Source organism: Shimwellia pseudoproteus (genome assembly GCF_016415625.1).
Taxonomy (GTDB): domain Bacteria; phylum Pseudomonadota; class Gammaproteobacteria; order Enterobacterales; family Enterobacteriaceae; genus Shimwellia; species Shimwellia pseudoproteus.
The window spans coordinates 98,332-109,545 of the sequence record NZ_WBXP01000009.1 but is presented as its reverse complement, the minus strand read 5'-3'; the positions used below and the strand labels follow the sequence as shown (position 1 = coordinate 109,545).

Annotated in this window: 12 protein-coding genes; 4 read left to right on the top strand and 8 right to left on the bottom strand. The window is 54.3% G+C overall.

The window, feature by feature from the left end:
• Positions 1-173: 173 nt before the first annotated feature.
• Together pagP and cspE are read left to right on the top strand one after the other, a co-directional pair.
• Complete coding sequence (gene pagP / locus F9C28_RS06345; protein ID WP_199014396.1) at positions 174-740, top strand: lipid IV(A) palmitoyltransferase PagP; 567 nt, start codon at positions 174-176, stop codon at positions 738-740.
• A gap of 186 nt (positions 741-926) precedes the next feature.
• Complete coding sequence (gene cspE / locus F9C28_RS06340) at positions 927-1,136, top strand: transcription antiterminator/RNA stability regulator CspE (RefSeq protein ID WP_002436076.1); 210 nt, start codon at positions 927-929, stop codon at positions 1,134-1,136.
• Positions 1,137-1,469: 333 nt separating this feature from the next.
• Here the strand turns inward: cspE and crcB are convergent, their stop codons facing one another.
• Positions 1,470-1,841, bottom strand: a complete 372-nt coding sequence (gene crcB / locus F9C28_RS06335; RefSeq protein WP_233148950.1) for a fluoride efflux transporter CrcB — start codon at positions 1,839-1,841, stop codon at positions 1,470-1,472.
• 115 nt (positions 1,842-1,956) lie between these two features.
• Here crcB and F9C28_RS06330 point away from each other — a divergent pair, with 115 nt between their 5' ends.
• Positions 1,957-2,763: a deaminated glutathione amidase gene (locus tag F9C28_RS06330; protein WP_199014394.1), complete on the top strand. Its 807-nt coding sequence runs from the start codon at positions 1,957-1,959 to the stop codon at positions 2,761-2,763.
• A 103-nt stretch (positions 2,764-2,866) separates the two neighbouring features.
• Positions 2,867-3,070: a twin-arginine translocase subunit TatE gene (gene tatE, locus F9C28_RS06325; RefSeq protein WP_199014393.1), complete on the top strand. Its 204-nt coding sequence runs from the start codon at positions 2,867-2,869 to the stop codon at positions 3,068-3,070.
• Between the two features lie 104 nt (positions 3,071-3,174).
• On the opposite strand, the gene lipA is transcribed toward tatE, so the two are convergent.
• The 7 genes from lipA to mrdA all read right to left on the bottom strand — a co-directional run bounded on the left by lipA (position 3,175) and on the right by mrdA (position 11,196).
• Positions 3,175-4,140 (bottom strand): lipoyl synthase, encoded by a 966-nt coding sequence (lipA, locus tag F9C28_RS06320; protein WP_199014392.1) that lies wholly within the window; start codon positions 4,138-4,140, stop codon positions 3,175-3,177.
• Between the two features lie 348 nt (positions 4,141-4,488).
• A complete protein-coding gene (lipB, locus tag F9C28_RS06315; RefSeq protein WP_199014391.1) occupies positions 4,489-5,130 on the bottom strand; it encodes a lipoyl(octanoyl) transferase LipB in 642 nt (213 codons plus the stop codon).
• A 129-nt stretch (positions 5,131-5,259) separates the two neighbouring features.
• Complete coding sequence (ybeD, locus tag F9C28_RS06310; protein WP_199014390.1) at positions 5,260-5,523, bottom strand: DUF493 family protein YbeD; 264 nt, start codon at positions 5,521-5,523, stop codon at positions 5,260-5,262.
• A 103-nt stretch (positions 5,524-5,626) separates the two neighbouring features.
• Complete coding sequence (gene dacA, locus F9C28_RS06305) at positions 5,627-6,838, bottom strand: D-alanyl-D-alanine carboxypeptidase DacA (protein ID WP_199014389.1); 1,212 nt, start codon at positions 6,836-6,838, stop codon at positions 5,627-5,629.
• A gap of 143 nt (positions 6,839-6,981) precedes the next feature.
• Positions 6,982-8,169, bottom strand: coding sequence for an endolytic peptidoglycan transglycosylase RlpA (gene rlpA / locus F9C28_RS06300; RefSeq protein ID WP_199014388.1), 1,188 nt, complete (start codon positions 8,167-8,169; stop codon positions 6,982-6,984).
• Between the two features lie 10 nt (positions 8,170-8,179).
• Positions 8,180-9,292 carry a peptidoglycan glycosyltransferase MrdB gene (gene mrdB, locus F9C28_RS06295; RefSeq protein WP_199014387.1) on the bottom strand — a complete coding sequence of 371 codons (1,113 nt, stop codon included), beginning with the start codon at positions 9,290-9,292 and terminating at the stop codon, positions 8,180-8,182.
• A 2-nt stretch (positions 9,293-9,294) separates the two neighbouring features.
• Positions 9,295-11,196, bottom strand: coding sequence for a peptidoglycan DD-transpeptidase MrdA (gene mrdA / locus F9C28_RS06290; RefSeq protein WP_199014386.1), 1,902 nt, complete (start codon positions 11,194-11,196; stop codon positions 9,295-9,297).
• Between the last annotated feature and the right edge of the window lie 18 nt (positions 11,197-11,214).

Here is an 11,214-nt window from a genome sequence, read left to right as displayed (position 1 = left end):
ATCGGCGAAGGTGAGTTGATGGCTCATGATGTCCCTCTGGGATGCGCTCCGGATGAATATGATGATCTCATATCAGGAACTTGTTCGCACCTTCCCTAACACTAGCGTGTTTAGGGTTAATTGAAACTGACCATATTAAGATGGCGACGTTGAAATAAGATATTTAATTTAATATGTGTAAGATTAAACAGTTAGCGAAATTTTTCGTTTTTATTCTTTCATTTTCAGTATTAACGCCCGCAATGGCCGACGCTGACGGCAAGGGCTGGTTCAATACATTTACCGATCAGGTAGCCACCACCTGGCGTGAACCTCAACATGGGGATATTTATGTGCCGGCGATCACCTGGCACGCGCGCTTTGCCTATGACAAAGAGAAAACCGATCGCTATAACGAGCGGCCCTGGGGGGCAGGGGGCGGGATATCCCGCTGGGATGAGAAAGGCAACTGGCACGGCATTTATCTGATGGCGTTTAAAGACTCCTTCAATAAGTGGGAGCCGATTGGCGGTTACGGCTGGGAGGCAACCTGGCGCCCGCTGCGGGATGATAATTTCCATGTTGGCCTTGGTTATACCGCGGCGGTAACCGCACGGGATAATTACCGCTATATTCCCATCCCGATTGTACTGCCGCTGGCGTCAATCGGGTACGGGCCGGCCACTTTTCAGATGACCTGGATCCCGGGAACCTATAACAACGGTAACGTTTACTTCGCCTGGTTCCGCTTTCAGTTTTGACCAGAATGGCGGTTTTAGCAGCAGTTAATCTTTGGCTGTTAAAACAATGAGTAAGGTCACAGAACTGAAAAACTTAGGGACTTTTATCACTTTTTAGCAAAGTTAGACTGGACAAAAGCAGCGACAATTGTTGTACTGGTCCCCGACACAACATTAGTGTCGATTTTTCATGTAAAGGTAATTTTGATGTCTAAGATTAAAGGTAACGTTAAGTGGTTTAATGAATCCAAAGGATTCGGTTTCATTACTCCGGAAGATGGCAGCAAAGACGTGTTCGTACACTTCTCTGCAATCCAGAGCAATGGTTTCAAAACTCTGGCTGAAGGTCAGCGTGTAGAGTTCGAAATCACTAACGGTGCCAAAGGCCCTTCTGCTGCTAACGTAATTGCTATCTAAGTTACAGCCAGAATTCAAAAACCCGCTTAGTTGCGGGTTTTTTTCGTTTTGCGTCCGGTAAATAAGTACGACAATAAAAAAGAGATAAAAAAAACCGCCGTTTTGTACAGCGGTTGGTTAGGGTCTGGTGCGCCGTGCGGCCGGGCTAGTTAAACAGGTAGCTCTTCAGGAAACTGGCAACAATCAGCATACAAAGTAACAGGGTGCCTGATTCGGTTAATCGCGCTTTCGTCATCTGCTGCTCTGGAACGTGGTAACAAGGGAATAACGCAGAGCATGACAGGAAAAAATTAAATTAACCTTAACGGTTTTCTCTATTTGTGATCGGTTTGCTTAACGGCCTACCGTATGCTGGATCAGCCAGAACGCGAATGCCGTCATCAGCAGCGAACCGACCAGGTTGAGCGTAATATTGATGATTGCCCAGCCTATTTTGCCCTCCATAAACAGATAAACCACCTCCGCCGAAAACGTCGAGAACGTTGTCAGTCCCCCGCAAAACCCGGTGGTGATGACGAGCTTCCACATCGGATCGATAGACGGCATGCGATTGAACCACGCCAGGCCGATACCGATAATAAATGCCCCCAACAGGTTAGCCGCCAGGGTTCCGAGCGGGACAGACGCATGAACGGGGTTGAGACGCAGACTAATAAGCCAGCGGCTGACGCTTCCCACTCCGCCACCTAAAAATACTGCCAGCATCAATTGACCCACACTGCCACTCCTTTATCAGTTGCTTGTTATCCGGTTAAGTGTAACGCTGAACCGCAGTTTACAGGAATAATAGCCTCTGATAATCCATCGGTAAGGGGGAATAATGCGCATCGCTGTTGGGCAATTTGCTGTCGGGCCGGACTGGCAACAGAATCTGGCCACCTGTCTTCATTATATGGACCAGGCCATTAGCGCCGGGGCGGATTTACTGGTGCTTCCCGAGGCGTTACTGGCCCGGTCAGATGATGATCCACAGTTATCGGTTAACGCGGCTCAGACGCCCGATGGTGGCTTTATGCAGGGGCTGCTGGCCCACAGTAAAGGAAATAGCCTGACGACGGTTCTGACGCTGCATATGCGCACTGTGCCGCAGCGGGCGGCAAATACCCTGTTTGCTATCCGCGCCGGTGAGATCCTGCTCAGCTATCGCAAACTCCATCTTTATGACGCGTTTACTGTTCAGGAGTCCGCCCTGGTGGATGCCGGGGAGAGCTTACCGGCACTGATTGAAGTGGCCGGGATAACGATTGGCGTAATGACCTGTTACGATCTGCGCTTCCCGGAATTGTCGCTGCACCTTGCGTTACAGGGCGCCCAGGCGCTTGTGGTCCCCGCTGCCTGGCTGAAGGGGCCCCTTAAGGAGCAGCACTGGGCAACGTTGCTGGCCGCCCGGGCGCTGGATACTACCTGTTATGTTATTGGCGCCGGGGAGTGCGGCAACCGCAATATCGGCCAGAGCCGAATCGTTGATCCTATGGGGGTGGTACTGGCCGCCGCCGCAGAGCAACCGGCGCTGATTGTCGGGGATATTGACGCCAGCCGGGTGGCAGAGGTGCGCCGACAGCTACCGGTGCTGGCTAATCGGCGGTTTATGTCACCGATTCTGCAAACAACCGCTCAGAAAACTTGATTCACCTTGTTACAGATTGCTATTGTGTCGCCGCGGAAAATGACCGTTAATAGCACCAGGCTTTTATGCCGGTCCCCGGCAATTCAGATTAAGAAGGTTACGTATGGGCGAGATCAGCATTACCAAACTTTTAGTCATCGGCGCACTGATTGTATTGTTGTTTGGTACCAAAAAGTTGCGCACCTTAGGTGGCGATCTCGGCGCGGCAATCAAAGGCTTCAAAAAAGCCATGAATGATGATGAAGCCAGTGCCAAATCTACCACTGCGGATGACACATCCACCGATCGTCTGTCTCACAAAGACTGATTCGGCTGCAAAGACAGAAAAACCGGCCTTCAGCCGGTTTTTTATCTTCTGAACCACCGATCCGTCGTGATGGCGGCGGCGATAGTGTAACCAAATGTTGCTGGTTATTTAACCTCAATACCCTTCGCCTGCAAATCTGCATGGTAAGATGAGCGCACGAACGGCCCGCATGCGGCGTGGGTAAAGCCCATTGCCATCGCTTCCGCTTTCATTTCATCAAACTCTTCCGGGCTGACATAGCGCTGCACCGGCAGGTGGTGACGGCTGGGCTGCAGGTATTGCCCCAGGGTCAGCATGGTGACACCGTGGCGGCGCAGATCGCGCATGACTTCAACGATCTCGGCATTGGTTTCCCCCAGGCCAACCATCAGGCCGGATTTGGTGGGGATCTCTGGATGGGCTTCTTTAAACCGCTCCAGCAGTTTCAGGGACCAGGCATAATCAGCCCCTGGCCGCACCTGACGATAGAGACGCGGAACGTTTTCCAGGTTGTGGTTAAAAACGTCTGGCGGGGTCGTCGTTAAAATGTCCAGTGCGCGATCCATACGGCCCCGGAAATCTGGCACCAGGGTTTCAATACGAATCGACGGGCTTTTCTCACGGATGGCGCTGATGCAATCCGCAAAGTGCTGTGCGCCGCCATCGCGTAAGTCATCACGGTCAACAGAGGTGATAACTACATAGCGCAGCGCCATATCGGCGATGGTCTGGGCCAGTTTTTGTGGCTCTCCGGCATCCGGCGTCACCGGGCGGCCGTGGGCAACGTCACAGAACGGGCAGCGGCGGGTACAGATAGCGCCGAGGATCATAAAGGTGGCGGTACCGTGGTTAAAGCACTCTGCCAGGTTAGGGCAGGAGGCTTCCTCACAGACGGAGTGCAGGCCGTTTTTGCGCATGGCGGCCTTGATGCCCTGAATTCTGGAGGAGTCTGCCGGGAGTTTGATTTTCATCCACTCCGGCTTCCTTAACAGCTCCTGGCGCTCCGTAACAACGGTTTTCACCGGGATAAGGGCCATTTTATCGGCATCGCGGTATTTAACACCGCGTTCCATCAGAATGGGTTTACTCATAGCGTGCGTATTCCAGTTGCTGATAATGAAGGGAGAGCTTTTAATTCAAGTAAATGTTGTATTTATCAACTTTTTTTGAATTTGCTGACCCGCAGTATACCATTTATCCGCCTGTTAAATCAGCCAGACGGGGCAGGAAAAAGGGAATTTTTTGTAAAACAGTTGTTGTTATGTGCCCTTTGCCGGGATCGGCTGGTAACAATGACCGTTATTATACTCTGTGGCGAGATGATACCCCAGGTGCGGCGCGGCAGGGCGTTTTACCGGCCAGCGCCCGCGCGCACCGCTTTCATGTTAACTGAAATGTTACCGCCCGGTATCATCTGGCCGGGTGGATCGCACAGAATGTTACTGGGCGACCATGTCGCTGGGCGGGTTACCCAATAGCGCTAAAAACTGGCTGATTAACACCGGCTGCAGCTGCCCGGGGGTGGCGCCAGGGGAAAGTGCGCTGACCTGGGTCATCTCCATTCCGGGGTAGCCGCACGGGTTGATGCGCCTGAACGGCCCCAGGTCCATGGCAATATTCAGCGCCAGGCCGTGGAAGGAGCAGCCGCGGCGGATACGTAATCCCAGGGAGCATATTTTTTGCTCACCGACATAAACCCCCGGCGCATCGGCTCTGGCGTGGGCGGTGATCCCCCGGGTGGCCAGGGTATTGACCACGGTTTGTTCCAGTACGGTAACCAGTTCGCGCACCCCAAGCTTACGGCGCTTTAAATTGAGCAACACGTACATCACTTGCTGGCCTGGACCATGATAGGTGACCTGACCACCGCGATCGCTCTGGATTACCGGAATGTCTCCGGTAGCCAAAAGGTGTTCGGCTTTACCGGCCTGGCCCTGGGTGAAGACCGGATCATGCTCAACCAGCCAGATTTCATCCGGGGTGGTGTCGTCACGGTTATCGGTAAAATCATGCATTGCCTGGGAAACCGGGCCGTAGGGTTGCTGGCCAAGTTGGCGGATCAGAATGGTATCTTGAGACAAGACCGCGTCTCCTGTAGAAAAGGTGACGCTATTATAACATGGCGTACAAAAAATTAACGTCCGATAAAACCGGCCTGGGGCGGCTATCATCAGCGGATAAAGAAAACCCGGCGGCAGCCGGGTTAGTCATTACAGTACCATGCGGACAATTTCAATATTGCCCAGTTCCTCATAGAGGGTTTCCACCTGCTCAATATGCGTGGCATTGATGGTGATAGAGACAGAATGGTAGGTGCCTTTGCTGCTCGGTTTCACCTCAGGGATGTAATCGCCAGGGGCATGGCGTTGCACCACCTCAACCACCATATCGACCAGCTCTGGCTTCGCCAGGCCCATTACTTTGTAAGTAAAGGGGCAGGGGAATTCAAGTAACGCTTTCAGATTGGTTTTCATGGGTGCTCCAGCAGGACATAAATAATAACTCCCGCCAGGGGCGGGAGCTTGCTTTGATACCAAGTATATGGGGCCTTTCCCGGCACTTTCAAGTGCCCGGTGATTAGCCGAACCAGTGGTGGAACATCAGTTTGATGTAATCAATGATACGGCCAAAGAAGTTACCTTCTTCAATCGGCTGTAAGACCACCAGCGGGCGCTGATCGATAATTTTGCCATCCAGCTGGAAGTTAATGGTACCCACCACCTGATTTTTCTGCAGCGGGGCATGTAACTCGGTGTTATTCAGCACATAGCTGGCTTTGAGATCTTTCATCCGGCCACGGGGAATGGTCAGCCAGACGTCTTTATCTACCCCTAAGGAGGCGCGGTCGCTGTCACCAAACCAGGCCGGTTCGGAGGCAAATTCTTTCCCGGCTTTCAGCGGGTTCACGCTTTCAAAGAAGCGGAAGCCCCAGGTGAGCAGTTTTTTGGTTTCGGCTTCACGGCCTTTAGAGGTGTGGCCGCCCATTACCGCAGAGATCAGACGCATCGGACCTTCAGTGGCGGAGGCGACCAGGTTGAAACCGGCGCTGTCGGTATGGCCGGTTTTGATGCCGTCAACTTTCAGGCTGTTATCCCACAGCAGACCGTTACGGTTCGGCTGGCGGATGCCGTTAAAGGTAAATTCTTTTTCTTTGTAGATAGCGTATTCGGCAGGCACATCACGGATAAGCGCCTGGCCAATCAGCGCCATATCGCGGGCCGAGCTGTACTGGCCTTCCGCATCCAGGCCGTGAACTGTCTGGAAGTGGGAGTTTTTCAGCCCCAGGGCATTCACGTAGCTGTTCATCAGGCCCACAAAGGCGTCCTGGCTCCCGGCGACATAATCGGCCATGGCCACACAGGCGTCGTTACCGGACTGCAGGTTAATCCCGCGGATCAGCTGCGATACCGGCACTTCCATCCCCGGTTTCAGGAACATCAGCGATGAGCCTTTGAATACCGGGTTGCCGGTAGCCCAGGCATCCCGGCCAATGGTAACCACGTCTGATTCTTTAAATTTGCCTGCTTTCATGGCCTGGCCGATAACATAACTGGTCATCATTTTGGTCAGGCTCGCCGGGTCGCGGCGGGCATCGGCATTCTGTTCGGCCAGCACCTTACCGGAGTTGTAATCGATAAGGATATACGCTTCAGCGTCGATCTGCGGCACACCCGGAATCATGGTTTTTATATTCAGATCGTCAGCTCGTGCGGCAGACATGGCGACAAGGCCGATGGCCAGTGAGAGTGTAGCGCCCCTGGCGATACGAACGGGAAGAACTTTTTTCATGGTCGAACGACGACATCCGTGATGGGGTTAAAAAAAGAGCTTTACTATAGCAAATGCTATTTTTACTGGCACCCGACTTTGCTCATGATATTGTTAATGTGATTTACATAAACATACATAAGCCGGGTGCCACAAAGCCCGGATTATTGCGGCGCAGCGGCGGTCACAAAGGACTGTTGTTGCGCCTCACTCAAAAGACGTTGCTGCAGGGCCATAGCTTCGGTTTTACCGGTAAATGGCCCCATCTGTACGCGATACACTGCCCCATTATGGGAAACGCGCCCAGGAACACCAAACTGCTGAGACAGCTTTTGTTGCCACATTGCTGCCCGTCCTGCATCACTGACTGCGCCAACCTGAACCACATACTGGCCGGAGGTGCCCGCTGCTGCTGGCGCCGGGGCGGCTACGCTGCCCTGCACCGAGCCCGGTGCGGTAACCGGTGAGTTTACTGCGCCGCTGTTGGCCGGTTGGGTAACCGCCGCAGCGGTAGCCGCGGTAGCGGCCGCCGTTGTGGCCACAGCCGCACTGGTGTTACCTGCGGCGGCAGCGGCGTTATTTTCGATAACACCATCACGCAGGGCCGACGGTGCGCCGAGGAAACCGCCGCTATTTACCGGCGCGCCCTGGGCATTATCGGCTGTCAGGGTATCGTTACTGATCGCCCGCACATCCCCCTGGGGTGCCGGAGACTGGGGGGCGGAAGAGGCACTACCCAGGCCGCCGCTCAGATCGGGCCGCGCCGGGAGTGCGTAAGTCTGTTTGGCCACGGCAACACAGGCCATACCGGGGCCGGACAGCGAACCGTCCTGGCCGACGATAATCGGGTCAATCTTCACTTTGGTGTTGTTGGAGGTATTTAACCGGTCCGCCGCTGCCCGGGACAATGAAATGACCCGATCGTTGCCATAGGGGCCGCGGTCATTAATACGCACGATAATCATCCGGCCATTGGCCAGATTGGTAATACGGGCATAACTGGGGATCGGCAGGGTCGGATGGGCCGCCGTCAGCTGGGTGGGGTCAAACGCCTCTCCGGACGCGGTCAAATTGCTGTCCGGCTCCGCATCATAGATAGCGGCCAGGCCACTCTGGGTAAACTGGCTGGGATCCTGGACCACTTTATAGTTTTTGCCGTCGCGCTGATAATCCTGATTTGCCGAAGGATTAAGAGGCTCGTAGTGCGGATCGGCACCGCTGATTTCCACAGCCGGACCGTTACACACCACTGGCTGAGGCTGTTGGCTAACCTGTTGCTGCCCGTCATCATTTGAACTACATGCCGCCAGTAACCCTGCCGCCACGCAAACTCCAAGCCACTGTTTACGCATTGCGCACCTCTTATACGCTTTTGGATAACATTTTTCGATGGGTATGGATCGACATCACGATACCAAACCCGGCCATCAACACTATCAGTGCCGATCCGCCATAACTGACCAGGGGCAAAGGTACACCCACGACAGGCAAGATACCACTAACCATACCAATATTAACAAATACATAGACAAAGAGTATCAACATAAGGCCACCAGCCATCACCCGGCCGAAGGTGGTTTGCGCCCGGGCGGCGATCCACAGGCCGCGCATAATCAGCAGCAAATAGAGCGCCAGCAGCACCAGAACCCCAACCAGCCCCAGCTCTTCCGCCAGTACCGCAAAGATAAAGTCAGTATGGCGTTCCGGCAGGAACTCCAGCTGTGACTGGGTACCGTGTAGCCAGCCTTTGCCGCGCAGGCCACCAGACCCAATGGCAATTTTTGACTGAATAATATGATAACCGGCTCCCAGCGGGTCTGATTCTGGATCCAGCAGCATCATTACCCGGGCGCGCTGGTAGTCGTGCATCAGGAAGAACCACAGCACCGGAATAAACGCCGCCACCAGCAACACCGCCACGGCGATAAGCTTCCAGCTCATGCCGGACAGGAACAGCACAAACAGCCCGGATGCGGCGATAAGGATAGCGGTACCGAGGTCAGGCTGTGCGGCCACCAGCAGGGTAGGGACGAAAATCAGCACCAGCGCAATGGCGGTGTTTTTCAGGGTTGGGGGGCAGACATCGCGGTTGATAAAGCGCGCCACCATCAGCGGCACGGCAATTTTCGCAATTTCTGATGGCTGAAAGCGCACCACCCCGAGGTCGAGCCAGCGCTGAGCGCCTTTCGATATTGCCCCGAAGGCATCAACCGCCACCAGCAGTATCACACAGATAATATACAGCCAGGGGGCCCAGCCTTCGTAAATCCGCGGCGGCACCTGGGCGAGGGCTATCATCACCACCAGGCCACCCATGATCTGGCCAATTTTACGTTCCATCATGCCCGGGTCCTGGCCACTGGCGCTCCAGACCACCAGGGCGCTGTACAGCAGCAGCAGCAGGATGGTCAGCATAAAGAGCGGGTCAATGTGGATCTTTTCCCAGAATGAGCGTTTGTTTGGATTATCGGTCACGATTACTGATCCTCTCCGGCGGTTTGCGCCGGGTTTTCTACCGGCAGCACGGTGTTGTTATCACCCAGCATAATATGATCGAGGATTTGTCTCATGATGGTCCCTACGGCAGCGCCAGCGCCGCCGTTTTCCAGAATAATGGCGACCGCAACCCGTGGACTATCATACGGGGCGAAGGCGGTCATCAGTTTATGGTCGCGCAGGCGCTCTGAGATGCGGTGCGCATTATAGGTTTCGTTGGCTTTCAGGCCAAAGACCTGAGCAGTACCGGATTTCGCGGCAATCTTATAGGGGGCACTGGCAAAATACTTATGCGCCGTACCGTTGCCGCGATTGGCTACCCCGAACATCCCGTCTTTAGCAATTTCCCAGTAACCGGAGTGAATATCACCCACCGGCGGCTCATCTTTTTGGATCCAGGGCACTTTTTTGCCGTCAATCACAGTACTTTGCAGCAAGTGCGGCACCTTGATCACCCCGTCATTAATCAGGATCATCAGTGCTTTATTCATCTGGATCGGCGTGGCGGTCCAGTAACCCTGGCCGATACCCACCGGAATAGTGTCCCCCTGATACCAGGGTTTCTTAAAGCGTTTCAGTTTCCATTCCCGGGTGGGCATGTTGCCGGGGTACTCTTCCGACAAATCCACCCCGGTCAGCTTGCCGTAGCCGAACTTGCTCAGCCAGGTGGATAACCGGTCAATCCCCATGTCATAGGCCACCTGATAGAAAAAGGTATCCGCCGATTCTTCCAGGGCTTTGGTAACGTTAAGGCGGCCGTGGCCCCATTTTTTCCAGTCGCGATAGCGCTTATCAGAGCCAGGCAATTGCCACCAGCCCGGGTCAAACAGCGAGGTATTGCGGGTGATAACCCCGGCACTGAGGGCCGATACCGATACATAAGGTTTCACGGTGGATGCCGGCGGGTAGACCCCCTGGGTGGTACGGTTTACCAGCGGGGTATTCGGATCTTTGAGCAGCGCCGAGTACTGCTTGCTGGAGATACCGTTGACGAACAGGTTCGGATCGTAACTCGGGGTGGACACCAGTGCGAGGATTGCCCCGGTGCGTGGGTCTGACACCACCACGGCGGCGCGGCTGCCCTGGAGCAGGGTCTCAACATACGCCTGAAGATTCAGATCGAGCGATAAATAAATATCGTGGCCTGCCTGGGGGGGCACCTCTTTTAACTGGCGAATCACCCGGCCGCGGTTATTGACCTCAACCTCTTCATAACCGGTCTGGCCGTGGAGCACATCTTCGTAATAACGTTCAATGCCCAGCTTACCGATATCGTGGGTTGAGGCGTAGTTAGCCAGCTTTCCAGCCTTGTCGAGGCGGTCCACATCGCGATCGTTAATTTTCGAGACGTAGCCAATAACGTGGGTCAGCGCCGAGCCATACGGGTAATAGCGCTGTTTATACCCTTTAACCTCCACCCCCGGGAAACGGTACTGGTTCACCGCGAAGCGGGCCACCTGCACTTCATTGAGGTTGGTTTTTATCGGTATTGAGGTAAATCGGTGGGAGCGGGCGCGCTCCTTTTTAAAATTAGCCAGATCATCGTCAGTGATGTCCACCACCTGGCGCAGGGCGTCAAGGGTGGCCTGCACGTTGTCGACCTTCTCCGGCATCATTTCTATCTGATAGATAGTACGGTTCAGGGCCAGCGGCGTGCCGTTGCGATCATAGATAATGCCGCGGCTGGGCGGGATAGGCACCAGTTTAATGCGGTTTTCGTTGGAACGGGTTTGGTAGTCGTCGTGGCGAATAATTTGCAGCGCGTACAAATTGGCGATAAGCACCCCGGTAAGCAGCAAGATGCCCACAAAAGCAACCAGAGCGCGGCGGACAAACAGTGCCGACTCAGCTGAATAGTCGCGAAAAGAATTCTGTAATTTCATCCGCTGCTTAATTACCTG